We start from the raw sequence: 24881 nt of genomic DNA on the forward strand, positions 1-24881 counted from the left end.
AACGCCCCACGACGAAGGGAACCCCAGGCAATGTCGCGCCCGGTGCTGACGGTCTGCGCGGAGCAGCGGGAGCCCGGCTCCTACCGCACGATCGGCGAAGCCCTCCAGGCAGCCCGCAGTGGCGCGGTGATCTCGGTCCGCCCCGGCCGGTACGACGAGAACCTGGTGCTCACCAAGGTGGTGAGCATCACCGCGGAGGACGTCAGGGGCAGCGTGCGGATCAGCCCCCGCCGCGGTTCGGTGGTCCAGGTGCTCACCGAGGCCGTCCAGCTCACCGGCCTGGTGCTCCAGGGGCAGGACGACGACCTGCCCGCCGTGGACGTCCCGCGCGGCCAGCTCGCCATGCAGGACTGCGAGGTGATCGGCAACGCGTGGACCGCCGTGCTCACCCGCCAGCAGGGCGAACTCGCCATGCGCGGAAGCCGGGTGACCAACCCGGCCGGCGCCGGACTGGTGGAGACCTCCACCGGCACCAGCGTGATCGAGGACAGCGTCATCGAGCACCTGGGCACCTCGGCCGTGGTCATCGGCGAGCGGGCCAACCCGACCGTCCGGCGCTGCGTGCTGCGCGACGCGCGCGGCAACGGCCTGTGCGCCAACGGCGAGTCGCGCGGCGTGGTCGAGGACTGCGAGATCTCCGCCACCGACAAGCCCGCCGTCGCCCTGGAGGAGCAGAGCACCACACGGCTGCTGCGCACCGAGATCAGGGACAGCGCGCTCGGCGTCTTCGTCGGCTCCACCGCCCGGGTGGTGCTGGAGGACTGCACCGTCACCGCCGTGCGCGGCCACGGCTTCGTCCTCACCAACGGCACCGACCCGCTGCTGCGCCGCTGCCGCGCCGTCCGCCCCCAGGGCCACGGCCTGCACATCGCCGACCGGGCCCGGGGCACCCTGGAGGACTGCGAGGTCACCGCCCCCGCCAGGACCGGCATCCACGTCGGCGAGTCGGCCGGGCCCAGCCTGGTGCGGGCGGTGGTGCGCGACGCCGAGGCCGACGGCGTCGAACTCACCGGGGAGAGCGCCGCCGAGTTCGACCGGCTGGAGGTCCGCGACGCGGCCGGCGTCGGCATCGTGGTGCGCGAGGGCGCCAACCCGCTGCTGCGCCGCAGCACCGTCACCGCCGCCGGCGGCCACGGCATCGAGGTGCTGCACGACGGGCGCGGCCGGCTGGAGGACGTCACCGTCGTCGACGCCGGCAAGCACGGCGTGCGGATCGCCGACGGCGCCAACACCTACCTCGGCGGCAGCCTGGTGCGCGGCAGCGGATCCTGCGGGATCTCGGTCGGCGCCGAGGGCATCGCGACCCTGCGCGACGTCGAGTCCACCGACAACACCCTCGACGGCGCGAGCGTCGAACACGGCGGCGAGCTGACCGCCACCCGCACCCGGCTGCGGACCAACCGCCGGCACGGGCTGCACCTGCTGCCCGGCGCCCGTGCCACGCTGACCTCCTGCCAGCTCGGCGACAACACGGTGGACGGGCTGCGCTCCGAGACCACCGAGCCCGTCCGGCTCACCGACTGCGTGGCCGCCGAGAACCAGGGCGCCGGGCTGCGGCAGACCGAGCCCACCGACCGCCTCGCGGTGGAGAACCTGGACAGCCGGGACAACCGCTCGCCGGACGCCCACGGCGCGGCGGCCGTCGCCACCACCGAGCCCGGTGCCGCCCCCGCCGCCGACGGAGCGGACGCCCCGGCCGAGGGGACGGCGGGGTCCGGCGCCGCCCCGGCCGGGCCGCAGGGCCCGCAGGCCGTCCTCCAGACCCTGGTCGGGCTGCAGGGCGTCAAGGAGCAGGTCGCCACCCTGGTCAACCTCAACAAGCTGGCCCGCCGCCGCGAACAGGCCGGGCTGCCCGCCCTGCCGATGAGCCGGCACCTGGTCTTCGCCGGCCCGCCCGGCACCGGCAAGACCACCGTCGCCCGGCTCTACGGCGCGATCCTCGCCGAACTCGGCGTGCTGCGCAGCGGCCACCTGGTCGAGGTCGCCCGGGCCGACCTGGTCGCCTCGATCATCGGCGGGACGGCGCTCAAGACCACCGAGGTGGTCAAGGAGGCCCTCGGCGGGGTGCTGTTCATCGACGAGGCGTACACCCTGTCGGCCGGCTCCGGCGGCACCGGCCCGGACTTCGGCCGCGAGGCCATCGACACCATGGTCAAGCTGATGGAGGACCATCGCGACGACCTGGTGGTGATCGTCGCCGGGTACGAGACCGAGATCCGCGAGTTCCTGGCCTCCAACCCGGGTCTGGCCTCCCGGTTCAGCCGCACCGTCGAGTTCGCCAACTACAGCGACGACGAGCTCACCACGATCGTCGAGCACGCCGCCGGCGGGCACGGCTACGAACTCGCCGAGGGCACCAGGGAGGCGCTCGCCGCGCACTTCGAGCGGATGCCCAAGGGCGCCGACTTCGGCAACGGCCGGGCGGCCCGCAAGGTGTTCGAGGAGATGGTCGACCGGCAGGCCTCCCGGCTCGCCGAACTGGAGCACTTCGACAACGAGGCCCTCACCAAGCTGCTGCCCGCCGACGTCGGCGAGCAGGCCGCCGCGGACGCCGCCGGCGAGGGCCGCGACGAGGAGCCGGGGCTGCTCGACCGGCTGCGCGCGATGGTCGGCCTGGCCGCCGCCAAGGAGCAGGTCGAGGACCTGGTCAACCTGACCAGGCAGACCCGGCGCCGGATCGAGGCCGGACTGCCCTCCGCCACCATCAGCCACCACCTGGTGTTCTCGGGCCCGCCCGGCACCGGCAAGACCACCGTGGCCCGGCTCTACGGCCGGCTCCTCGCGGAACTCGACGTGCTGCCCTCGGGACAGCTGATCGAGACCGCCCGCGCCGACCTCGTCGGCCGGTACATCGGGCACACCGCCCAGCTCACCAAGGACGCCTTCGAACGCGCCCGCGGCGGCGTGCTGTTCATCGACGAGGCGTACACCCTGACGCCCCGCAACGGCTCCGGCGGGGACTTCGGCCAGGAGGCGGTGGACACCCTGATGAAGCTGATGGAGGACCACCGCGACGAGGTCGTGGTGATCGTGGCCGGCTACCAGGAGGAGATGCGCGGCTTCCTCGCCTCCAACCCCGGCCTGGCCTCCCGGTTCTCCCGGGAGATCACCTTCGACCACTACGGGGACGAGGAACTGGTCACCATCGTCCGGGTGCAGGCCGAGACCGCCGGCTACACCTGCACCCCGGAGACCCTGGCCGCGCTCGGCACCCTGTTCGGCGCCGTCCCGCGCGACCGCTCCTTCGGCAACGGACGGTTCGCCCGGCAGGTGCTGGAGGCGATGATCACCCGGCAGGCGGGCCGGCTGTCCCGGCTGGACGTGGCGGACCTCGACGAGCTCAGCCTGCTGCTGCCGCAGGACATCCCGGTCGAGCGGATCGGCGGCCTCACGTGAGGACGGCGCCCCGGACCCGGACGGCGGCCGGGTCGCTGGCGGCGGGGGTGCTGGCGGTGGGGGTGCTGGCCACAGGACCGTTGTTCCCCGCGGGCGCCGCCGCGGCCGAGGCCCCGGACGCGCTGCCCGGCGTCAGCCAGCAGCGGCGCGACGCGAGCGGGCGGCCGGCCGGCTGCCTGCCGGCGTCCACCAAGGGCACCCAGCTCACCCCCTGGCCGCAGACCTTCCTGCGGCCCGACCGGGTCTGGCCGCTCAGCCGGGGCGAGGGCGTCACCGTCGCCGTGCTCGGCTCCGGAGTGAAGGACGGCGGCGGCCTGCTGACCGGCCGGCTCGACCTGGCCACGCTGCCCGGCGGCCCCGACTCCGCCCAGGACTGCGTCGGCCACGGCACCTTCCTGGCCGGCCTGATCGCCGCCGACCAGCGCGAGGGCGCGGGCTTCGCCGGCATCGCACCGCGCGCCCGGATCCTCGGCATCTCCGTCACCAACGACGCCGGGACGGCCTCCGCCGACCTGCTGGCCCAGGGCGTCACCACGGCCGCCGACCGGGGCGCGCGGGTCATCGCCGTCGGGGTCGCGCTGCCGAACGGCAGCGACGCGCTGGCCGCGGCGGTCCGGGCGGCGCGGGGCAAGGGCGCCCTCGTCGTCGCCCCGGCCGCCCCCGACACCACCCCCTCCGACGCCGGCCAGTCCGGCGGGAAGCCGGGCCCCGCCTACCCGGCGGCCTACCCCGAGGTGCTCGCCGTCCGCGACCTCGCCCCCGGCGGTGCGCTCCCGGAAGGCACCTCGGCCGTCCAGGTCGGCGGCCGGATCGACCTCGCGGCCCCGGGCGACGCCGTCACCGGCCCCGGCCCGGCCCCCGGCGGCTACTACACCGGCGCCGGCCCCAGCTTCGCCACCGCCTTCGTGGCCGGCACCGCCGCCCTCGTCCTGGGCTACCGCCCGGACCTGACCGTCGACCAGCTGACCCGGCGCCTGGAGACCACCGCCTACCGCAGCCCGAACGCGCAGTTCGGCCACGGCACCGTCGACCCGGTCGCGGCCGTCACCCGGCTCGCCGCCCCCACCGCCACCGCCTCGCCCGCCCCGGCGGTCGCCCTCGCCATGCCCCCGGCCCCGGTCCCCGGTGACGCCGGCGGCCAGGCGGGCCTGGTCGCGCTGTCCTCGCTCGCCGTCATCGCCCTCGTGGCGGCGGCGGGTGCGGTGGCTCCGCGGGCCCGTGCCCGGGGCTGGCGCCCGGGGCGGGCGGAGGAGGGCTGACGGGACGTCGGCCTACCCCGGCGGCCGTTGCCGTCGTGTCCCGGGGTCCGTCCTGCCGGTGTGACCCCGGTGGGCGGTGCGGGCGTTGTCGTGCCGCCCTCGTTCGCGGTTGTCGCCTTCGTGGCGGCGGGGGGTGCGGTGGCTCCGCGGGCCCGTGCCCGGGGCCGGCGTCCGGGGCGGGCGGAGGAGGGCTGACGAGGTGTCGGACCGCCTCGGTGGCCGCTGCCGCCGTCCGCCCCGCCGGTTCCTCCGGTGCGGGCGTTGTCGTGCCGCCCTCGTTCCGCACGGTGGTGCCGTGGCGCGGGTGTCCGCCGGAGTGAACCCCTTCGGTCCCGACGCGGCGGTGGGGCGGCTCCGGGCACCCGCCCGGGCACGACCGTCAGTGCGGGCGTCCGGCCATGGCGTCGCCGATGAGCGCGGCGAGTTCGAGGTAGTCGAGGCGGGCCCGGGGGCGGAGGGCGGCGGGGCCGGCGTGGGGGTGGGCGGGGAGGGTGAGGGCGCCGCGGCAGCGGGCGCGGAAGTGGGGGAGGAGATCGCGGTCGGCGACCGCGCGGGCGCTGGGCGGGGCGGGGGTGAAGACGGCCGTCGCCCCGCGGGCCAGGCCGTCGTGGCCGAGGGCGGTGAGGTGGTCGAGGAGGGCGTCGGTGTTGCGGGCGCCGGTGGCGGAGGCCTGCTCGCAGAGGACCAGCTGGTCGGCCTGCCCGGCGGCGGCGAGCTGCGTCCCGGCGTCGGCGCCGGTGGTGTCCGCGAGGATCACCGGGAAGTGGCCGCCGGCCGCGCCGAGGGCCTCGCGCAGGGCGGCCGGGTCCGGCGGTACGCACCGCAGCACGAGCCGGCCGCCGGTCCGGCACTCGCTTCCGGCGGGCCCGGTGGTGGAGAGGACGAGCACCGGGTCGGCCCGGTGCTCCGCGAGCAGGGCGCCGAGGACGCCGGCGACGCCGGTGGCGGGGGCGCCCAGGACGGCGATCCGGTGGCAGGCCCGCAGCGGCACCCGGACGCGGTCGAGCAGGCGCCGCCGCCGTGCCTCCCCACCGCCGGGGAGGGCGAGCCGGCGGCTGCGCGGGCTGTCCGCCCCCGGCTGCGGGGCGGTGGGGGCGGGAGGCGGTCCGGGAGCCGTCCGGGCGCCCTCGCCCCCGGCCGGCGGCACGGCCGGGGGCGAGGCCGGCCAGGGCGCCGCCGAGGGCGGTCCGACGGCCGGGGGCCGGGTGAACAGCTGTCGTTCGGGGGGCGGGATGAGGACGGTGCCGAGCGGGTCGAGCGGGTGCCGGGGCCGCAGGGTGACCGGCTCGGGCCAGGCGGCCGGCGAGTAGTCGGGCGCGGCCGGGGCGGCGGTGCCCGCGCCCGGTGTGCCGTCGGAGAAAGCCATCGGATGACCTCCCGGTCCGTGGTGCGCCGCACCGGTGCCTCCGGTCCGGCCCGTACAGCCGGGACTACGGGTGAAGCAACCCCTCCGGTTCAGTGAACCGCTGGTGGTGGAACGGCCGTTGAGCGGGGCAGGGCGCAGGTGGCACCCCTCGTCGGATCGGGAGGGGTCTCGTAGAAAAAACCCCCCGCTCGATCGGCTACCGATCGGTACCGTCGTTCGGTGGCACCCGGCGTTCGCCGGGTGCCGGCGAGGCCGAGAGGAGCGTGAAGTCCCGTGAACGGGACGGGGGAGGGATGCGGGATGGCTGCGGACGGGCGTGAGGCGCGCGAGTTCGTGGCATCCCTGGTGCGGACGGCGACGCCCAGCGCCGCCGGCCCGGCGGCGCTGGCGGTGCCCGAGGGGTCGGCCGTGGAGGTGATCGCCGTCGCCCGGCGGCTGGCGTTGCGGGCGGTGCCGGACGGCCGGTGGTGGCCGCGGCCGGAGCCGGAGCTGCTGGCCGTGGCGACGGCGCTGGTGGTGGACGAGCACCCGTCGGCGCCGGGCTGGTCGGCGGCGGAGCGGGAGCGGCTGGCGAGCTGGGTCGCGGTGCTGATCGAGCACCGGGGCGAGGACGGGGTGCAGGAGCTGTTCCTGGCGCTCACCGGGGGCTGACGCCCGCGGGCCGGACGGCGCCCGGCGGGGGGCCGGGCGCCGTCCGGCCGAGGGCACGGCGCCGCAGGTCACGGCCGCTAACGACCGGCTAACGGTGGCCGGCGACCGCCAACGGCGGCACCTGACGCCGGGGCGGGTGCCCGCGACGGGGGCGTTGGCCGATCCTTGGCGCGGACTTGGCGGCCTCCGGCAGTGTGCGGTTGCGGCCCCCGGGAACGTCCGGCGGGTTGCCCAGCATGCCGTGCCCGTGCTGTGCCCCCCTGCCCGACCTGAGAGGTAGCACGTGTCGAAGCCGTCCGACGCCCAGCCCACGTCCGTCACCCAGCCGTCCGAGGGCTCCGCGGACGCGCCGGCGGTCACCACCGCCCCGGCCCGTCCGACCCTCGACCCCGATGTGCTCGCCGAGATCCACCGGCTGCACGGCGGCTACCTGCTGCGGGCGCTGCTGCGGGCCACCGGCGGGGACCGCGGCAAGGCCGAGGACATCCTCCAGGAGACCCTGCTGCGTGCCTGGCAGCACCCCGAGGCCCTGGCGGCCGGGCCCGAGGCGAGCCGGCCGTGGCTGTTCACGGTCGCCCGGCGGATCGCGATCGACCACTACCGGATGGCCGCCGCCCGCGCCAAGGAGGTGATCGGTGAGCAGCTGGAGGACCGGCCGGTCTCCGACGACCCGTACGAGCAGGTGGTGGTGGCCCGGGACATCGCGCTGGCGCTGCGCCGGGTGCAGAAGCACCACCGCGAGGTGCTGGTCGAACTGCACCTGAAGGACCGTTCGGTGCTGGAGGCCTCGGCCCGGCTGGGGGTGCCGCCGGGGACGGTCAAGTCCCGCAACTTCTACGCGATCCGGGCGCTTCGTCCGGTGCTGGCGGCCGAGCACGGGTACGCGCCTGCGGAGCGCGGGGCGGCCTCGGCCGCCCGCTGAGCGCATGACCTGCTGAGCGCACGAACGGCTGGGCGCATGACCTGCTGAGCGCACGACCGGCGGTCCGGGGGCCGGCCGCCGGGTTCAGCCGGCCGTCGGCCTCCGGCCGGAGCGGAGGTCGAGCGACTCCTCCAGGCTGGTGGTGAACCCGCTCAGGTAGCCCGCCTGCCGGTCGTGCGCGCGGAAGCGGTCCAGCGCCGTGCGCAGCCGGCCGCGCACCTCGGGTTCCCGGCCGCGGGCCAGCAGGTGGGCGGCGTAGGACTGTTCGGCGAGCGCGTGCAGGTACAGCAGGCCGGCCTCCTCGCACGCGGCGAGCAGCCGGTGCCAGACGAGGTCGGCCGCGTCGTCGCGGACGGTCGGCGCGAGGGCCTGCGCCTCGGTCAGCAGCGACCAGAGGTGGACCTGGGTGACCGGCGTGGCCGGCAGCAGCTCCCTGGCCTCGCGGGAGAGCTGCTGGGCGCCCTCCCGGTCGCCGACGGCCAGGCTCACCCAGCCCTGGTGGACCTTGGCGTCGACCAGCCGCCGGCGGTTGCCCGACTCCAGCGCGAGGGTGGTGGCGGAGGCCGCCAGCCGCTCGGCCTCGGCGGAGTGGCCGAGCATCGCGGTGACCAGCGCCAGGGTGGCGAGCGCCCGGACCCGCGCGGACGCGGCCCGGGGCCCGGCCGCGGACTCGGCGGCGGCCACCGCCCTCCTGGCCGCCTCCGCGGACTCGCTCCGGCGCTCCAGCGCCACCAGCGCCTGTGCCCGGCAGTTGAGCAGCAGCGCGACCACGGCCGGGTCGCCGCACCGTTCGGCCGCCCGCTGCCCCAGCCGGGCGCAGCCGAGCCAGTCGGTGAAGCGGCTGGCGCCGTAGTAGAGCGAGCCGCAGGTCAGTGCGAGCCGCCAGGCGCGTTCCGGATCGGTGTCGACGGAGTCCGCGATCAGGGCGCTGATCGCGGGTTCCTCGGCGTCGAACCAGTCGAGCGCGGTGCGGATGTCGACGGCGGGGGGCAGGCCCTGCGCCGGTTGGGCGGGCACGCCGGCGGCCCCCTGACGGGTGGCCCCCCGGCCGGTGTCCTCGTCAGCGGTGTCCTCGGCGGCGGTGTCCTCCTGGCAGGGGTCGAGGAAGCGGCCGCAGTGCCGCAGGGCCGCGAGGTAGTGGTCGGACAGGCGCTCGCGGAGCAGCAGCCGGTGCGCTTCCGGCCGTTCGGCGAGCAGGCCGGCGCCGAACAGACGGACCAGGTCGGTCCGGGCGTGGCGGCCCGGCACGGTGCCGGTGAGCAGGTGGTGGGAGGCCAGTTCGCCGAGCGCCCGGTGGGCGGTGGCGGTGTCGCTGCCCAGCAGCGCGGCGCTCGCCTGGGCGTCCACCTCGCGGCCCGGGTGGGCGGCCAGGGCGGTCAGCAGCTCGGCTGCGGTGTCGGGAAGTTGACGTCGCGTCAGGTCGAGCTGGGCCGCGACGGAGAGCGTGCCGTCGGCGTCCAGGACGGTCAGCCTGGTCCGCTCGTCGGCGAGTTGGGCGACCAGCCCGGCGATCGTCCGGTCCGGGCGGTCGGCCAGCCGGGCCGCGGCGATCCGCAGGGCGAGCGGCAGGTGGTCGCAGAGGGCCGCGAGCCGGGCGGTGGCCTCCGGTTCGGTACGCAGCCGCTCGGGTGGCAGGGCGCGGTCCAGCAGGTGCAGCGCGTCGTCCTCGGGCAGTGCGGCCAGGCACAGCAGCGCGGCCCCGGCCAGGGCCACCAGGCCCTCCAGCGAGCCCCGGCTGGTGACCACGGCGGTGGCGGCGGGCCCCGCGGGCAGCAGATCGGCGATCTGGTCGGCGTCGGCGGCGTCGTCCAGCAGCACCAGGAGCCGGCGGCCGCCGGTCCGTTCGCGGTAGAGCCCGGCCCGGGCGGAGCGCTCGGCAGGGATGCCGTCCCGCGGCACGCCGAGGGCGGTCAGGAAACCGGCCAGGACGGCCTCGGGCCGCGCCGGGCCGTCCGGGGCGAGGCCGTGCAGGTCGGCGTGGAGCACACCGTCCGGGTAGCGGTCGGCGACCCGGTGCGCCCAGGCGGTGACCAGCGAACTCTTGCCGACCCCGGCCGGGCCGACCACCAGCACCGGGCCGTCCCCGGCGCGGCCCGGTCCGCAGGCCCGGTCCAGGCGGGCCAGGTCGGTGACGCGGCCGACGAAGTCCGGATGCCGGCGGGGGAGCTGACGCGGCACCCGGTGCTGCTGCGGGGCGGGGCCCGGCGCCGGTACGGCGGCGGGCGGCTCCGGCGCACGGCCGTCGGTCAGCACCTCGGCGAGCGCGGCCCGCAGCGCGGGACCGGGGTGGATTCCCAGCTCCTCGTCCAGCCGCACCCGGGCCTGGTGGTAGGCGTTCAGGGCCTCCGCGGGCCGGCCCGCCTGGTGCAGGCAGCGGATCAGCATCGCCACCAGCTCCTCGCGCAGTCCGTCCACCCGCACGCCCTGCTCCAGCAGCGGTACGGCCGACGCCCCGGCGCCCTGGCCCAGCCGCAGCCCGGCCCAGCAGAGCAGGGCGGCGGTGCGGGACTGCCTCAGCCGGTCCACCGCTGCGGCGCGCAGCGGGGTGTCGGGCAGGTCGGCCAGCGCCTCGCCGCGCCACAGCCGCAGCGCCTCCTCCAGCTGGGCGACCGCCGCGGTGCGGTCGCCGAGGCCGGCCCGCTCCTCGGCCGTGCCGGTGAGCTCCTCGAAGCGCAGCGCGTCCACCTGGCCGGACGGCCCGGTCAGCAGGTAGCCGGCGTCCCGGGTGTGCAGCTCGAACGGGGTGCCGGCGAGCACCTTCCGCAGCGCGGCGACGTGCCCCTGCACCGCCGCCCTGGCACTGGCCGGCAGCTGTTCGTCCCACAGCAGCTCGCACAGCTGGTCCATGGAGACCAGGTGCCCCAGCCGCAGCGCGAGCAGCGCCAGCACCGCCCGCCGCTGCGCGCCCGCCACGCTCGCGAAGCCGTCCGCCCCGGCCCGCAACTCCACCGGCCCGAGCAGCCGAATCCGCACCAGTACCCCCCACCTCACCGCAATGCGCGCATCACACCCGAAGCGGCCACAACGGCCCTCGGGGTGGAGCAGTGTAGTGCGAGAACGTGTCCGGTCGGCATCGGACCGCCGCGCCCGCCCCAGGGTGCGTCCCGTGGACCTCCACCGGTCCGCGCGAGATCCACAGGACCCGCCCCCGGGTGGACGCCATCGGGGCGGGCCGAGGTTGCACGGGCGGGCGGACGGACCGGAACCTCGTGTCCCACCCGCGCGGTACGGTGCCCCCGGGACGGCCCGGATCCGGCACGAAGGGCCTGGTCGGCCCTATCCTCGTCCTCGAACGGCCGGGGATTCGCCGACGGGGGAGGAGGACGGTCGCGTGCGCATCGAGCTGCTCGGACCGGTGGTGGTGCGACGGGAGGACGGGACGGCGGTGACGCCCTCGGCCCCCAAGCGCCGGGCGCTGCTGAGCGCGCTCGCCGTCCAGCTGAACCGGACGGTGGCCACCGAGGAGCTGATCGAGCTGGTCTGGGAGGGCTGCGCTCCGCCCACCGCGCGGGCCGCCCTCCAGGGCCACGTCGCGGCGCTGCGCCAACTGCTGGACGGCCCCGGGCTGGAGCTCGGCACCCGGGGGTGCGGGTACCTGCTGGCCGGCGAGCCCGACCGGGTCGACGTGCTGCGCTTCGCCCGGCTCTGCGAGCAGGCGGGCGTGCTGCTCCCGGAGCCCGCCGCCCCGCAGCGGGCGGGCGCACCTGACCCTGCCCTGCCGCTGCTGCGCGACGCGCTGGACCTGTGGCGCGGCCCGGCGCTCGCCGACTGCGGCTCCGCCCTGCTGCGCGAGCGGACGCTCCCGTACCTGACCGACCTGCGGCTGCGCACCCTGGAGCGGCTGGCCGACGGCCTGCACCGGGCCGGCCGGGGCGGCGAGCTGGCCGCCGAACTCGCCGCGGCGGCCGACGCCCACCCCGCCCGGCAGGCGCTGGCCGCCCGGCTGGTGCGCTGTCTGGAGCAGGGCGGACGGAGCGCCGAGGCGCGGGAGCGCTACGAGCGCGCGGTGGCCGGGCTCAACGGGCCGCCCGGCCCCGAACTGCGCCGGGCCGGCGAGCAGTCCGGTGCCCCGGCCGCCGCCGCGGACCGCGGCTTCGTCGGCCGGAGCGCCGAACTCGTCCGGCTGGACCAGGCGTTGCCCGCCGCACGGGACGGCAGGCCGATCCTGGTCACCGGCCCTGCCGGGGCCGGCAAGACCAGCCTGGTCAGGCACTGGGTGGCCCGGTGCGGCGAGGCGTACTTCCCGGACGGCGTCCTCGGTGCCGAACTGCGCGGCTTCGACCCGGACGGGCCGCGCGAACCCGCCGACGTCCTCGGGGAGTTCCTCACCGCCCTCGGTGTCGCCCCGGACGCCCTGCCCGCCGACCCCGTGGACCGCGGCCGCCGCTACCGCGAGCTGGTCGCCGGCCGGCGGATGCTGGTGGTGCTCGACGACGCGGCCTCCTACGAGCAGCTCCTCCCGCTGCTGCCCGACCCGCCGGCCACCGACAGCGAACCCGCCCCGGTCGCGATCGTCACCAGTCGCAGCCGGCTGCGCCACCTGGTGGTCCGCACCGGCGGCATCCCGCTGCCGCTGGGCGCGCTCGGCCCCGACGAGGCCGCCGCCCTGCTCGCCCGCACCCTCGGCGCCGACCGCACGGCCGCCGAACCGGAGGCGGTCGCCGAACTCGCCGAGCGCTGCGACCGCCTGCCGCTCGCGCTGCGGCTGGCCGCCGCCCGGCTGGCGGCCAGGCCCGACTGGTCCCCGGCCGACCTCGCCGCCGAACTCGCCGACGAGCAGACCGGCCTGGCCGCGCTCTCCGGCTCCGGCACCGGCCGCGGCCCGCTCGGCCTCACCACCGAGCTGGACCGGACGTACCGCGCGCTGCCGCCCGCCGCCGCCCGGCTGTTCACCCTGCTCGGCCTGCACCCCGGCGCGGAGATCGACACCGACACCGCCGCCGCCCTCGCCGACCTCGGGCCCGCCGCCACCCGCTCCCTGCTGACCCGGCTGGACGCCGTCCACCTGCTGGAGGAGACCAGCCCCGGCCGCTACCTGCGGCGCGAGCTGGTCCGCCGCCACGCCGCGGCGCAGGCCGCCGAACTCACCTGCGACGAACGGTTCCTCGCGCTCGACCGGCTGATCGCCCACTACCTCGACGTCACCGCCGGCTGGACGGCCGAGGGCACGGCGGCCGACGGCGGCGTACGGGCGGGGGCCTGGTTCCGCCGCGAGGAGAGCGCCCTGCGCGCCGTCGTGGTCTGCGCCGAGCAGACGGGAAGGACCGCCGCTGCCTGGCGACTCGCCCACCGGGCGAGCCTGCTGTACGAGACCACCGGCCACGACCGGACGCACTGGCGGGCCGTGGTCGAGGCCGGGCTGAGCGCCGCGCACGCGGACCGGGACGAGACGGCGGTCGCCCGGCTCGCCACCGACCTCGCCGTCCTGCACGTCGACCGCGGGGCCCACCGCACCGCCGCCGACCGGCTGGAGCGCGCCGTCGCGGCAGCCGACCTGGCCGGCGACCCGGCGCTGCGCCACCACTGCCGCAGCCGGGTCGCCGCCGCGCTGCTGCGGGCCGGCCGGTACGAGCGGGCGGTGCCCATGCTCGGCGACCTGGTGGCCGCCGCCCGTACCCCGGCCACCGGCCATCTGCTGGTCCGCTCGCTCACCGGTCTCGCCGACGCGCTGGTGCTGGCCGGCGACCCCGGGCCGGCCCTGCGCCACGCCGACGAGGCGGTGCGCGCCGCCACCTCGCGGACCGGCGGCGCCGAGGCCGTCCTCGCCACTCTCAGCCGGGCCCGCGCCCTGCACGCCCTCGGCCGCCGGGACGCGGCGCTGTCCTCGGCCCGGCTCGCCGTCGCCCTCGGCCGTACCGTCGGCGACCCGGCCCTCGAAGTCCGCTGCCACGGCCTGCTCGCCGACCTGCTGGACGCCCTCGGCCGCACGACCGAGGGCGCGGAGGCGAGGCGGCCGGCGTGAGCGCCCGGCGGCGGGGCGCCTCCGCGCGGCCTCCCGGGCCCTTGCGCCCGGCCCTGCGCCCGGACCCGTGCCCGGTCCTTGCGCCGAGCCTGCCCCGGGGTGCCGTTCCCCGGCCACCGATGGCGGAAAACCGCTGAACGACCAGCGGAACCACAGGCGGAACTAACGGCGGTCCGCCCGCCGCACAACCGCCCCGGCCCGCCGGTCCCACCCGCGCACAACCCTCCTGACCTGGGCGGATACCCTGGAGAGCGGCGGGCTAGGAGGAACTCCTCCGCCGGGGCATACTTCTGCCTTGAGCGATCCGCCGGAGGCGGCTCAGGCAGAAGTGCGGAACTGCGCAGGACCGAACGAGTGGGGGCGGGGCATGACGGCCGGGGGCGGCACGGGGACCGAGGCGAACGAGTTCAGCCTGCTGTTGGCAGGGCACCGGGTGGCGGCGGGCATGACCCAGGAGGAACTCGCCGCCGGCGCCGGGGTCAGCCTGCGCGCCCTCGGGGACATGGAGCGCGGCCGCACCCGGGGACCGCAGCGGCGCACCGTCCGGGCCCTGGCCGAGGCGCTCGGGCTGGACGGGCCGCAGGCCGAGGCGCTGGACCGGGCCGCACAGTCCGGACGCCCGCGCGGGGCGCGCCCGGGCCCGGCGCCCGCCGGGAACCCGGCCAGGCCGCGCCGGGCCGCCCCGCGCGACACCGACGCCCCGCCCGTCGCCCTCGCCGAGGCCGGCCAGAGCGCCCTCGCGCTGCCCCGGGACATCGCCGACTTCACCGCCCGGGAGGACGCCCTCGCCCTGCTCGCCCGGCTGGCCGAGGACGAGCGGCCCGCCCACCCGCGGGTGGTGCTGGTCAGCGGTCAGCCCGGCCTCGGCAAGACCTCCTTCGCCCTGCACGCCGCCCACGTCCTGGCCCCGGGCTTCCCGGACGGCCAGCTCTCCCTGGACCTCGGCGGGATGTCCGCGCAGCCGCTGCCCGCCAGGGACGCGCTCGGCCAGGTGCTGCGCGCCCTGGGCGTCGCCGACGCCGCGGTGCCCGCGGGGACGGAGGAGCGGGCCGGCCTCTACCGGGCGCTGGTCCGCGAGCGGCGACTCGTCCTGGTGCTGGACAACGCCGCCGACGAGAGCCAGGTGCGCCCGCTGCTGCCCGGTTCGGGCCCGGCCGTGACCATCGTGACCAGCCGCAACGTGCTGCCCGGCCTGGAGTCGGTGCACCGGCTGAGCCTGGACGTGCTCTCCCCGGCCGAGGCGGCCGGCCTGCTGGCCAGGATCGCCGGCCAGGAGCGGATCGGGGCGGCGCCCGACGCCACCGCCGAACTGGCCAGGCTCTGCGGCTACCTGCCGCTCGCGCTGCGGATCGCCGGGCAGCGGCTGGTCGCCCGCCCGCAGCAGCCGGTCGCCCACCTGGTGCGCCAGCTCGCCGCCGAGGAGAACCGGCTGGACCTGCTGGAGACCGGCGACCTGGCCGTCCGGCCGGCCTTCGAGCTGTCCTACCGGCGACTGCCCGCCGAGTCCCAACTCGTCCTCCGTCGCTGCGCGTTGACCGCTGGGCAGGACTTCACCGCGGAGATCGCCGCGGCCTACGCGGGCCGGCCGGAGGGCCGCACCGAGCTGGTGCTGGAGCAGCTCGTCGACGCCGGGCTGATGCAGCCGGCCACCCCGGACCGCTACCGCCTGCACGACCTGGTGCGGCTCTACGCGGGCGAGCGGCTGGCCGCCGACGAGACGGCCGAGGAACTGGCCGAGGCCCGCACCCGGGCCGGCCGCCGGATCCTCGGCCGGGCGGCGGGGTACGGGCTGCGGTTCGACCCGGACCACGCCGCGGACGGGACCGGCGCCGGCACCGGCGGCTCCGCGACCACGCACCTCACCGAGGCGGCCGCCTGGCTGGAGTACGAGCACCCGGAGTGGCTGGCCGCCCTGTACCAGGCGCAGCGGGCCGGCCGGTACCGCGAGGTGGTGGACACCGCCGAGGCGATGCACTGGTTCTCCGACCGGCTGCTGAGCTGGGGCATCTGGGCCGAGGTGTTCCAGCTCTCGGCGGACGCCGCCCGGATGATCGGGGACCGGCGGGTCGAGGCGGTGCACGTCAACTACCTGGCCTGGACCCACATCACCTGCCTGCACCGCTACCAGCGCGGGGTCGAACTGGCCACCGAGGGGCTGGAGCTGGCCCGCGCGGTGGGCGACCGGGAACAGCAGGGCTGGGCGCTCACCTACCTCGCTTCGGGCCTGCGCTACCTCCAGCGGTACCGCGAGGCGACCGACTCCTTCCACCGGGCGGCGGACGCCTTCGCCGAGGTCGACAACCGTTCGGCGATGATCGGCCGGCTGGTCACCCTGCGCGGCGCCGCCAACTGCCTGCGGGAGTCCGGCCGGGCGGAGGAGGCGGTGGAGTCGCGCCGACGGGCGCTGGCCGAGGCGCTGGAGCTGGTGGAGCGCTGGTCCTCGCCGCTGATCCACCTGCTGGCGGCCATGACGGCGCACGAACTCGGCCTGGACCGCGCGGCGTTGAAGCGCTGGCCGGCCGCCGAGCGGGCCTACCGGCAGGCCCTGGTGCACTTCGAGGAGGTGGGCCGGCCGGACAGCATGACCAAGACCCTGACCGAGCTGGGCACCGCGCTGATCGAGCAGGGCCGCGCCGAGGAGGCCCGCGAGCTGCTCACCGAGGCGCTCACCGACCTGAGCGCGGAGGGGCCGCGCTCGGCGGGCGCCAGGCACTGACCGGCGCCCGGACGGCATGTGTCCGGAACGGGAGGCGCCCGGGACGGCAGGTGCCCCGGAACCGGCAGGCGCCCGCCCCCGGTCGGACCGGGAGCGGGCGCGAGGCCGGACGGAGGGTCAGATCCTGGTGTCCTCCACCACCGGCAGCGAGTCGACCGGCACCGAGGCCGGGGCGAAGCCCGTCCGCGGAGCGGCGGCGGGCTTCTTGCCGCAGAAGGCCGGCTCCAGGGTGTTCATCAGGCCCTGCGTCACCGAGCCGTTGTTCGACGCGTTGGCGAAGACCACCACGCTGCGCCGCCCGTCCTGGGTCGTGAAGGACTGCGTGTTGAAGCCCTGCACGATGCCGCCGTGCCCGTACACGTCCCCGCAGGAGAGCGAGATGCGGCGCAGGCCCAGGCCGTAGGAGATCTTCGCGGTGGGGGTGGGCAGGGCGGCGGTCATCTGCTGGAGCGAGGCGTCCGAGACGAGCCCGCCGTTGCCGCCGGCCATCAGGGCGCCGAGGAAGCGGTCGAGGTCCTCGGCGGTGGAGATGACGGCACCGGCGGCCCACACCCAGGAGCCGGTCTGCGCGGTGGAGTCCAGCAGCGGCTTGGTCCGGTCGTCGTTGGTCAGGTAACCGGTGACGTGGGCGCCGCTCATCCCCTGCTCGGGCACCACGAAGGAGGTCTTGCGCAGGCCGAGCGGCTGGATGATCCGCTCGTTCAGCACCTCGGCGAACGGCTGGCCGGTGAGGTGTTCGACCGCCAGGGCCATCAGGACGAAGTCGGTGTTGGAGTAGGAGTAGCGGGTGCCGGGGGTGTACTGCACACCGTGCTTCACCGACATCGCCACCAGCGCGCGCGGGTCGTACACGTTGGTGCGGATGCGCGCCTCGAACGCGCTGGTGGTCTCCTCGCCGGCCTGCTCCAGCAGGTCGTTGGTGTGGTCGTAGACGCCCGCCCGGTGCTCCATCACCTGGCGGCCCGTCATGGTCCAGGCCTCCGGCAGGGTGCCCTCGGGGAGGTACTCGCGCAGCGGGCGGTCGAGGTCGATCCGGCCCTCCTCCGCCAGCTGCATCACGAGAACGGCCGTGAACATCTTGCTGTTGCTGCCGACCCGGAACTTCCACGAGGAGTTCATCGGGGTCCCGTCCAGGTCGGCCAGGCCGACGTTCACCGAGCGGGTCCGGTCGACGGCGCCGTGGTCGCGGATCACCGCGAACGCGCCCGGGGCGCCGGCCGCGGTGGTGGCCTGGAGGGCGGCCTGCACCCCGGCGAGGTCGGGGGCGGTCGGGTCGGCGGCGTCCTGGCCGGCGGCCGCGGCGGGCAGGGCACCGGTCGCCACCAGGACGGCGCCGGCGGCGGCCACCGCGAGGGGACGCAGAAGACTGGTCTTCGCCATGTTTCTCGGCTCTCTCGTCAGCTGACGCGGTGTCCGACCGCGCCGTTCGGAGATCACTATCACCGGCATGGGCGGTCCATGGCAATGTGAACCGATTCGCCCGCATTCTCCGTTGTCGATGCCGGGTTCGGCGGCCGCACCGTTCGTTTCCCGCTCCGGGGCCAAGGCTTCACCTGCCGTCGTCTACCCGCGTCAAGCGACGCGCCCCATGCTGTTCGGGCGCTGTCGCGCACTCCGGTGCGCTCGCCGCACCGGCTTCCCCCCTCACCGACGACGGAGCTCCCCCTCGCCGGGCCGTCTGCTACCCGAGGAATTGTCATGACTTCGTCCACGAAGCCCCTGAATCCCCGCTCCCGTCGCACCGCGACCGCGATCGGCTCCGCCGTCGCCCTGGTCGCCGCCTCCGCCGGCCTGTGGGCGGCCACCGCCACCACCGCCCAGGCCGCCGCGCTGCCCACGCCCGACCACATCGTCGTCGTGGTGATGGAGAACCACGCCTACACCCAGGTCATCGGCAGCAGCAGTGCCCCGTACATCAACAACACCCTGAAGGCGGGCGGCGCCAACCTCACCCAGTCCTTCGGCATCACCCACCCGAGCGAGCCGAACTACTACGCGCTGTTCTCCGGCTCCACCCAGGGCACCGTCGACGACAGCTGCGTGACCGTCGGCGGCTTCCAGGCGGCCAACCTCGCCTCCGAGGTCATCGCCGCCGGCAAGACCTGGGGCAGCTACAACGAGTCCCTGCCCAGCCAGGGCAGCACCGTGTGCAGCAGCGGCAGCTACGCGCAGAAGCACAACCCCTGGTTCGGCTTCGGCAACGTCCCGCTCAGCTCGGCGAAGACCTTCGCCCAGTTCCCGGCCGACTACAGCACCCTGCCGAACGTCTCCTTCGTGGTGCCCAACCTCTGCAGCGACATGCACGACTGCTCGGTCGGCACCGGCGACACCTGGATCAAGAACAACCTGGGCGCGTACGCCACCTGGGCCCAGTCCCACAACAGCCTGCTGGTCGTCACCTTCGACGAGGACAACAAGCTGTCCGGCAACCGCATCCCGACCGTGATCTACGGCGCGCACGTGACGCCGGGCAGCAGCAGCGCCACCACCTACAACCACTACAACGTGCTGCGCACCCTGGAGGACCTGGCCGGCACCACCGGCCACGCGGGCAACGCGGCCTCCGCGAGCGACATCACCGGCATCTGGAACTGAGCGCGGTGATCGGGTCCTGACCGACGGTCCGGGTCCGGGGCCGGCCGCAGGGTGGCTTCAGACCGGCCTCAGGTCCGGGCCGGTGGCCGTGCGGTCACCGGCCCGGGCACGGTCCCGGTGGTGCCCGGGGTGCCGTACCGCCGCACCCCGGGCACCACCGCCGTACCCGCGCAGACCGGCGTCACCAGCCCGGCCGCCGCCAGGCGTCGGAGGCCGCAGGAGGCGCTGGACGTGGTCGGCCGGGAGGAGCGCAGGCTGCTCGGGGTGCTGTCCGAGCGGGAGCGGCGCACCCTGGCGGACCTGCTGCGGAAGGTGATGCCGGCTCAGGAGGGCGGGGCGTAGCGCCCTCCCGGGCCCGGGCCGCCCGGGCCGGGCCTTATGGGCCTTGGCCGTGTCAGCCCTGGCCCACCGGACCTCGGCCGGGCGGGGCCGCCGTGGGCGGTCAGACCGGCCGGCTCTGCGCCCAGTCGTAGAGGCGGCGGGCACTGTCGCCGAGGCGGGTGGCGTAGAGCGTGCCGGCCGGGCCGCCCGCGAGTTCCTCGGTGGTGGTGGTGACGCCGACGACGGTGCCGGTGCCGGTCCGGGTGTCGAAGTGCGTGAGGTGGGGGCCGCCGCTCGCCCCGTGCGACATGTCGCAGGCCTCGCCCCACAGGACCGGTGCCGTGGTGCCGGGCCCGGCCGGACCGGCGCAGTGGATCATGCGTGAACCGGTGTACTTGCCGCTCGGGTCGTTGAGCCGCTCCTTCGGATACCCGAAGGCGTGGACGAACTCGCCCGCGGCGGGCCGGGTGAACGCGATCCGCTGGCTTCCGGTGACGTCCGCGACCCGTCGTCCGTCGGCCGAGCGGTTCGCGACGAGGACCCCGGTGTCGAAGCCGGCCACGGCGACGGCGTCCGAGGTCGGGCCGGCGTCCCAGCGGGACGAGGTGGCCACGCTCCTGACGGTGAAGCCGCCGAGCGGCTTCGTGCCGTTGCGGTAGCCGGGCACGAAGTACAGGTTGTGGTTCCAGGTGTCGTCGGTGGCGGAGGCTCCGACGCCGCGCAGGCAGTGGGCCGCCGTGACGACGGTGCTGCGGTTCGCGGCGACGACGACGGTGGCGGTGCAACTGCCGTCGTAGCCGTCGGAGAAGGTGAAGAAGAGCCGGCCGACGCTCCTGTTCACCGCTCCGCCGTGGGTCCACACGGCTCCGGGGTCCGGGGTGTCGGCGGGCAGCGGCCGCGGGTCGTCGGGCGTGTTGTCGTCCTCGGGCACGGGCGTGATCTCGGGGACCAGGGCGCCCGCCAGCTTCATCCGGTCGGGGGTCCAGTAGGCGTCGATCCGGCCGCGCTCCGCGGCGGTCGTGGCGCCGGAGTGCGTGGTGACGGACTCGCTCTCCGCGGCGAGGGCCGTGTCCGGCAGCAGCACCGCCGCCGTGGCCGCGCTCAGCAGGAGGGCGCCCACGGCGGCGAGCCCGCGGGGGAGGGTCCGGTCGGTGGCTGACGTTCCAGGTGTCTTCGGCATGTGCGGCACGCTAGGCGTGGCACGTCAGGCTTCTGTGTGGACCGGGTCTCATCCGTCCATCGGTTGGATCAGGGTCCGGTAAAGGTGTCCCCGTCGTGTGTCGGTGCTGCGCCGGGCCTCGGGGCCCGGGTTCAGAGGCCGAGTCCGGTGAGGCCGGGGTGGTCGTCGGGACGGCGGCCGAGCGGCCAGTGGAACAGGCGCTCCGCGGCCGTGATCGACAGGTCGTTGATGGAGGCGTGCCGGTGGGCCATCAGGCCGTCGCGGTCGAACTCCCAGTTCTCGTTGCCGTAGGAGCGGAACCAGCGGCCGGCGTCGTCGTGCCACTCGTAGGCGAAGCGGACCGCGATGCGGTCGCCGTCGTACGCCCAGAGTTCCTTGATCAGGCGGTAGTCCTGCTCGCGCTGCCACTTGCGGGTGAGGAACTCGGCGATCCGCGCGCGGCCGGTGAGGAACTCGGAGCGGTTGCGCCAGCGGCTGTCCGGTGTGTAGGCGAGGGCGACCCGCCGCGGGTCGCGGGTGTTCCAGGCGTCCTCGGCGGCGCGCACCTTCCGGCGGGCGGTCTCCTCGGTGAACGGGGGCAGGGGCGGGCGCTGCTCGGTGCCGGTCTCGGGCATGGGTGACTCCCTAGGGAATGGGTGTTCCGCGGGCGAGAACGAGCGTTCTCGCCGCTCTGGCTACGATAGGAGAACCATCGTTCTCACGCAAAGGGCACGGCAGATGGATCAGGAAGACCCCCGGACCCGGATCCTCGACGCGGCCGAGGAGCTGTTCTACGGGCAGGGCATCCAGGCGGTCGGCATGGACGCCGTCCGGGCCGCCTCCGGCCTGACCATGCGCCGCCTCTACCAGCACTTCCCGTCCAAGGGCGAACTCGTCGAGGCGTACCTGCTGCGCCGCGACGGCCGCTGGCGGGCGAGCCTCGCGGTGTACGTCTCCCGCACCGGCGGCACCCCCGGGGAGCAGCTGCTCGCGGTCTTCGACTGGCTCGGCCGGTGGTTCGCCGAGCCCGGCTTCCGGGGCTGCGCGTTCGTCAACTCCCTCGGCGAACTGGGCGCCTCCAGCCCCGCGGTGGTGGCCGCAGCCCGGCACCACAAGGAGCAGTTCGGCGGCTACCTCGCGGGCCTGACCGAGGCCGCCGGGGCCCCGCCCGCCACGGCCGTCCACCTGGCCCTGCTGGCCGAGGGCGCGATCACCAGCGCCGCCGTCCACGGCGACCCGACGGCCGCCGCCGACGCCAGGGAGGCCGCCCGGCTGCTCCTGGACGCGACGACGCCGGCCCGGTAGCCCCGCGCACCCGGCGGGAACTGTCGGACGAGCGCTACGCCAGGCCGCCGTTGCTCGTCAGCAGTCGGCCCGGCTGAGATCGACACCGGCCTGCTCGTCGGCTCGTGGCGGCGCCTGGTGCTCTCCGCCCCGCACCTGGAGCCGGGCACGGTGGACGGGAAGGCGTACGCGTTCTGCGTCCTGGAGCAGCTGCACCGGATGCTACGGAACGAGCAGGTCTTCGCGAGGAACTCCTCGAAGTGGGGCGACCCGCGGGCGAAGCTGCTGGACGGCGAGGCGTGGGAGCAGGCCCGGCCGACCGTGCTGGCCTCGCTCGGGCTGCCCGGCGAGGCGGGCAAGCACCTGGCGGCGCGGGCCGCGCTGCTGGACGGCACGTACCGGGAGGTCGCCGGGCACCTGCCGGACAACGCGCAGATCGCCTTCGACGACGACGGCCGGCTGCACTTCGCCGCGCTGGAGCCGGAGCCGGCGTCCCTGCTCGATCTGCGGGCGGCGGTGAACGCGATGCTGCCCCGCGTCGACCTGCCCGAGGTGCTGCTGGAGGTGTTCTCCTGGACCGGCGCCGACCAGGCGTTCACCTCGGTCACCGGCGGCGAGGCACGGTTGAAGGACTTGCACGCCACGATCGCCGCGCTGCTGGTCGCGCACGACTGCAACGTCGGCTACACCCCCGTCATCGGCGGGGTCGACGCGCTGAAGTACGGGCGGCTGTCCCACGTCGACCAGACCTACCTGCGGCTCGCGACCTACCGGGCCGCGAACGCCACCCTCATCGAGCACCAGGCGTCCGTCGGCCTCGCACGCGCGTGGGGCGGCGGCCTGGTCGCGTCGGTCGACGGGATGCGGTTCGTCGTCCCGGTTCCGTCGGTGTACGCGCGGCCGAACCCGAAGTACTTCGGCCGCCGGGGCGGCGCCACGTGGCTGAACATGATCTACGACCAGGCCGCCGGGCTCGGCGGGAAGGTCGTGGCCGGCACCCCACGCGACTCCCTGTACGTCCTCTACGACCGTGACGGCGGCAAGTGCCCGGAGATGATCGTCACCGACACCGCGAGCTACTCCGACATCGTCTTCGGACTGCTCACGCTCGCCGGGTCAGTCCGGCCCCGGGGTTGATCGTTCGAGAATTCCCGCACTATATTGTGCGGGAATTCTCGAACGATTGGAGTGGTGTGATGGCCGCGGCCCGCACGTACCACCATCCCGACGCGGACGACATCGCGCTCCCGCGCGTGCTGTTCGCACTCAGCGAGCCCCTGCGCCTGACGATGCTGCGCATCCTCACCGAGCGCGGAGAGGTCGACAGTCTGGAGCTCGGCCCGGACCTGCCGCGCTCGACGCTGACCCACCACACGAGCCTGCTGCGTGAATCCGGCGTGGTCTTCGTCCGCGCCGAAGGACGTAAGTGCATGATCCGGCTGCGCACCGAAGACCTCGAAGCCCGGTTCCCCGGCCTGGTGAAGACCGTTCTGGCCGGTTACCAGGACGAGGGCACGGCCGAAACCGAGAGGGGTGCCGCGTGATCGGGAAGATCTGGCCGCTGGTCGTCGCTGCGGTCTCCCTGGGCATCGACGCCTACGTCCTGGCGGGCGTCCTGCCGGACATGGCCGACTCCCTGGCCACCACAGCCGGCGCGATCGGACTGGGCGTCACCGCCTTCACCGCCGCCTACGCCGTTCGGCGGGCCCCTTCCTCTCTCGTGTGCTGGCCGGCCGGTCGACCAGAACGGCCCTTCTGGTCGCGCTCGGCGCCTTCAACCTCGGCAACCTCGCCACCGCACTGGCCCCCACCCTCGGCGTCTTCCTGGCCTCCCGCGTCGTGGCGGGCGCCGGTGCCGGCGTGCTCACCGCGGTCGCCACGGCGACCGCCGGAGCGCTCGTGGCCGACCACGAACGCGGGCGCGCGATGGCACTGGTGACCTTCGGACTGTCCACCGGGACCGTGGCCGGTGTGCCGCTGGGCATGCTGATCGGCGAACAGGTGGGATGGCGCGGGACGATGGGCTTCGTCGTCCTCATCGGCGTCCTGAGCATGGTCGCCCTCGCCCTGCGCTCCGGCACGCTGCCGCAGCTTCCTGCCGCTCGCGGCACCGGGACCCGTTCCGTGCTCCACAGCCCGCGCATCGCGCTGGGCATCACGCTGTCCTTCGTCCTGGGCCTGGCCAGCCTCGGCCTCTACACCTACCTTCTGCCGATGGCCGACGAACGCGGCCTGGGCGGCTGGGGCTTCGCGCTCGTCTGGGCCTGGGGCATCGGCGGCGTACTCGGCTCCGGCCTGATCGGCAAACCCCTCGACACACAGGGGCCCCGCCGGCTGATGCCCATCGTCCCCGCGTTCCTCCTCGCCTCCTTCCTCGTCGTCTGGCTCGTCGATCACCCCGCGGCGTGGCTGATCGCCACCGCGGTGTGGGGCGCAAGCGGCTGGATCAGCGTGCCCGTCCTGCAACAGGCACTCACGCGCGACCGGACCGAACAGGCGATGACCGTCATCGCCCTCCAGACGGCCGCGATGTACCTCGGCTCCGCCGCAGGATCGGCGGCCGGCAGTGCCCTGCTCGCCGCAGGCATCAGCGCCGGCGCACTGCCGGCATGGACCGCACTCGCCGCCGCGCTCGGCCTCGTCCTGGCCGTGCTCATCGCCCGGCTGACACCTCGGCCCGTCCGGGCGGCGGCGGCCGCCGCCCCGGTCTCACGGACTCCTGAGGCGCAGCACGCGCCGGCCGAGTCGCGCTGCCCGTAGAGGCCCAGGGAGAGATCAGCGGCGTGCGTCGCCGGGGGCCGGCAGGCTGGTCAGCTCGGAGATCGCCTCGGGGGACGGCTTGAAGTAGCGGCGCACGTTCTCCGGCTTCTTGTGCCGGGACTTGGCCATCAGCATCAGCTCGGAGGCGCCGGCCTCGCCGAGGTGGGTCAAGCCGGAGTGGCGGTACTCGTGCAGGTCCCAGCCGGTGCCCGGCCCGGCGTGTGCGGTGTGCTGGTCGAGCAGCGCGCGGGCCCGGCCGTAGGACAGCCGGGCCAGGCCAGTGTCTTCCCGACGGCGATGCCGTAGTTCCGGGCGGTGTTCGGGTTGGCAAGCGAGTCGAGGAAAGCGTCGGCCGCCGTCCGGACGGTCAGCGCCTTCCCGGTCGGCAGCAGCAGGACGGGCATCGACTTCCCCTTGCCACAGATAACAGGGCCACTCCGCGCAGCGGCCCGGCGATCCCGGCGCCGATGCCGGCCGTCCGGCCCACCCC

At 75.8% G+C, this 24881-nt stretch carries 16 protein-coding genes and 2 pseudogenes; 12 read left to right on the top strand and 6 right to left on the bottom strand.

The annotated features are described in order from the left end of the window. The first annotated feature begins 30 nt into the window (after window positions 1-30). Entirely contained in the window at window positions 31-3396 is a 3366-nt protein-coding gene (locus ACZ7C5_RS16820; protein ID WP_470322831.1) for a right-handed parallel beta-helix repeat-containing protein, read from the top strand. Then, window positions 3393-4655 (top strand): S8 family serine peptidase, encoded by a 1263-nt coding sequence (locus ACZ7C5_RS16825; RefSeq protein WP_470322832.1) that lies wholly within the window; start codon window positions 3393-3395, stop codon window positions 4653-4655. The genes ACZ7C5_RS16820 and ACZ7C5_RS16825 overlap by 4 nt, the downstream gene beginning before the upstream one ends. A gap of 379 nt (window positions 4656-5034) precedes the next feature. Here the strand turns inward: ACZ7C5_RS16825 and ACZ7C5_RS16830 are convergent, their stop codons facing one another. Next, on the bottom strand, window positions 5035-6021 hold the full coding sequence (locus ACZ7C5_RS16830) for a hypothetical protein (protein ID WP_470322833.1): 987 nt from the start codon (window positions 6019-6021) through the stop codon (window positions 5035-5037). A gap of 300 nt (window positions 6022-6321) precedes the next feature. On the opposite strand from ACZ7C5_RS16830, the gene ACZ7C5_RS16835 reads away from it, so the two are divergent. Then, on the top strand, window positions 6322-6672 hold the full coding sequence (locus ACZ7C5_RS16835) for a hypothetical protein (RefSeq protein WP_401083968.1): 351 nt from the start codon (window positions 6322-6324) through the stop codon (window positions 6670-6672). 283 nt (window positions 6673-6955) lie between these two features. Next, window positions 6956-7594: a sigma-70 family RNA polymerase sigma factor gene (locus ACZ7C5_RS16840; protein ID WP_401083970.1), complete on the top strand. Its 639-nt coding sequence runs from the start codon at window positions 6956-6958 to the stop codon at window positions 7592-7594. Between the two features lie 84 nt (window positions 7595-7678). Here the strand turns inward: ACZ7C5_RS16840 and ACZ7C5_RS16845 are convergent, their stop codons facing one another. Next, window positions 7679-10567, bottom strand: coding sequence for an AfsR/SARP family transcriptional regulator (locus tag ACZ7C5_RS16845; RefSeq protein WP_401083972.1), 2889 nt, complete (start codon window positions 10565-10567; stop codon window positions 7679-7681). A gap of 358 nt (window positions 10568-10925) precedes the next feature. Here ACZ7C5_RS16845 and ACZ7C5_RS16850 point away from each other — a divergent pair, with 358 nt between their 5' ends. Both ACZ7C5_RS16850 and ACZ7C5_RS16855 read left to right on the top strand, forming a co-directional pair. Further along, window positions 10926-13556 carry an AfsR/SARP family transcriptional regulator gene (locus ACZ7C5_RS16850; protein WP_470322834.1) on the top strand — a complete coding sequence of 877 codons (2631 nt, stop codon included), beginning with the start codon at window positions 10926-10928 and terminating at the stop codon, window positions 13554-13556. Window positions 13557-13923: 367 nt separating this feature from the next. Further along, the gene (locus ACZ7C5_RS16855; protein ID WP_401083976.1) at window positions 13924-16272 is read left to right on the top strand and encodes an ATP-binding protein; all 2349 of its coding nucleotides are present in this window, start codon (window positions 13924-13926) and stop codon (window positions 16270-16272) included. Window positions 16273-16389: 117 nt separating this feature from the next. Here the strand turns inward: ACZ7C5_RS16855 and ACZ7C5_RS16860 are convergent, their stop codons facing one another. After that, entirely contained in the window at window positions 16390-17652 is a 1263-nt protein-coding gene (locus tag ACZ7C5_RS16860) for a serine hydrolase domain-containing protein (RefSeq protein WP_470322835.1), read from the bottom strand. Window positions 17653-17970: 318 nt separating this feature from the next. Here ACZ7C5_RS16860 and ACZ7C5_RS16865 point away from each other — a divergent pair, with 318 nt between their 5' ends. Both ACZ7C5_RS16865 and ACZ7C5_RS16870 read left to right on the top strand, forming a co-directional pair. Beyond that, the gene (locus ACZ7C5_RS16865) at window positions 17971-18867 is read left to right on the top strand and encodes an alkaline phosphatase family protein (RefSeq protein WP_401083980.1); all 897 of its coding nucleotides are present in this window, start codon (window positions 17971-17973) and stop codon (window positions 18865-18867) included. 120 nt (window positions 18868-18987) lie between these two features. Continuing rightward, window positions 18988-19209 carry a hypothetical protein gene (locus tag ACZ7C5_RS16870; RefSeq protein WP_401083982.1) on the top strand — a complete coding sequence of 74 codons (222 nt, stop codon included), beginning with the start codon at window positions 18988-18990 and terminating at the stop codon, window positions 19207-19209. 100 nt (window positions 19210-19309) lie between these two features. Here ACZ7C5_RS16870 and ACZ7C5_RS16875 read toward each other — a convergent pair whose 3' ends face one another. After that, complete coding sequence (locus ACZ7C5_RS16875) at window positions 19310-20368, bottom strand: trypsin-like serine peptidase (protein WP_401083984.1); 1059 nt, start codon at window positions 20366-20368, stop codon at window positions 19310-19312. Window positions 20369-20499: 131 nt separating this feature from the next. After that, entirely contained in the window at window positions 20500-20982 is a 483-nt protein-coding gene (locus tag ACZ7C5_RS16880) for a nuclear transport factor 2 family protein (protein WP_401083986.1), read from the bottom strand. A 103-nt stretch (window positions 20983-21085) separates the two neighbouring features. On the opposite strand from ACZ7C5_RS16880, the gene ACZ7C5_RS16885 reads away from it, so the two are divergent. The 4 genes and pseudogenes from ACZ7C5_RS16885 to ACZ7C5_RS16900 all read left to right on the top strand — a co-directional run bounded on the left by ACZ7C5_RS16885 (window position 21086) and on the right by ACZ7C5_RS16900 (window position 24391). Further along, the gene (locus ACZ7C5_RS16885; protein ID WP_401083988.1) at window positions 21086-21652 is read left to right on the top strand and encodes a TetR/AcrR family transcriptional regulator; all 567 of its coding nucleotides are present in this window, start codon (window positions 21086-21088) and stop codon (window positions 21650-21652) included. Between the two features lie 63 nt (window positions 21653-21715). Continuing rightward, a pseudogene (locus tag ACZ7C5_RS16890) lies at window positions 21716-22747 on the top strand (Tn3 family transposase); the annotation flags it as partial. 80 nt (window positions 22748-22827) lie between these two features. Further along, complete coding sequence (locus ACZ7C5_RS16895; RefSeq protein ID WP_401083990.1) at window positions 22828-23175, top strand: ArsR/SmtB family transcription factor; 348 nt, start codon at window positions 22828-22830, stop codon at window positions 23173-23175. 178 nt (window positions 23176-23353) lie between these two features. Next, window positions 23354-24391: an MFS transporter gene (locus ACZ7C5_RS16900; RefSeq protein ID WP_470322836.1), complete on the top strand. Its 1038-nt coding sequence runs from the start codon at window positions 23354-23356 to the stop codon at window positions 24389-24391. 15 nt (window positions 24392-24406) lie between these two features. Here the strand turns inward: ACZ7C5_RS16900 and ACZ7C5_RS16905 are convergent. Continuing rightward, window positions 24407-24676: pseudogene (locus ACZ7C5_RS16905) on the bottom strand (site-specific integrase); the annotation flags it as partial. Between the last annotated feature and the right edge of the window lie 205 nt (window positions 24677-24881).

It is taken from the genome of Kitasatospora sp. NPDC036993, assembly GCF_055607525.1.

What these genes read in the sequence shown, in the direction of transcription:
- ACZ7C5_RS16820 (WP_470322831.1), top strand. Translation starts at nt 31, where the DNA reads ATGTCGCGCCCGGTGCTGACGGTCTGCGCGGAGCAGCGGGAGCCCGGC.
- ACZ7C5_RS16830 (WP_470322833.1), bottom strand. Translation starts at nt 6,021, where the DNA reads ATGGCTTTCTCCGACGGCACACCGGGCGCGGGCACCGCCGCCCCGGCC.
- ACZ7C5_RS16835 (WP_401083968.1), top strand. Translation starts at nt 6,322, where the DNA reads ATGGCTGCGGACGGGCGTGAGGCGCGCGAGTTCGTGGCATCCCTGGTG.
- ACZ7C5_RS16855 (WP_401083976.1), top strand. Translation starts at nt 13,924, where the DNA reads ATGACGGCCGGGGGCGGCACGGGGACCGAGGCGAACGAGTTCAGCCTG.
- ACZ7C5_RS16860 (WP_470322835.1), bottom strand. Translation starts at nt 17,652, where the DNA reads ATGGCGAAGACCAGTCTTCTGCGTCCCCTCGCGGTGGCCGCCGCCGGC.
- ACZ7C5_RS16865 (WP_401083980.1), top strand. Translation starts at nt 17,971, where the DNA reads ATGACTTCGTCCACGAAGCCCCTGAATCCCCGCTCCCGTCGCACCGCG.
- ACZ7C5_RS16875 (WP_401083984.1), bottom strand. Translation starts at nt 20,368, where the DNA reads ATGCCGAAGACACCTGGAACGTCAGCCACCGACCGGACCCTCCCCCGC.
- ACZ7C5_RS16880 (WP_401083986.1), bottom strand. Translation starts at nt 20,982, where the DNA reads ATGCCCGAGACCGGCACCGAGCAGCGCCCGCCCCTGCCCCCGTTCACC.
- ACZ7C5_RS16885 (WP_401083988.1), top strand. Translation starts at nt 21,086, where the DNA reads ATGGATCAGGAAGACCCCCGGACCCGGATCCTCGACGCGGCCGAGGAG.
- ACZ7C5_RS16895 (WP_401083990.1), top strand. Translation starts at nt 22,828, where the DNA reads ATGGCCGCGGCCCGCACGTACCACCATCCCGACGCGGACGACATCGCG.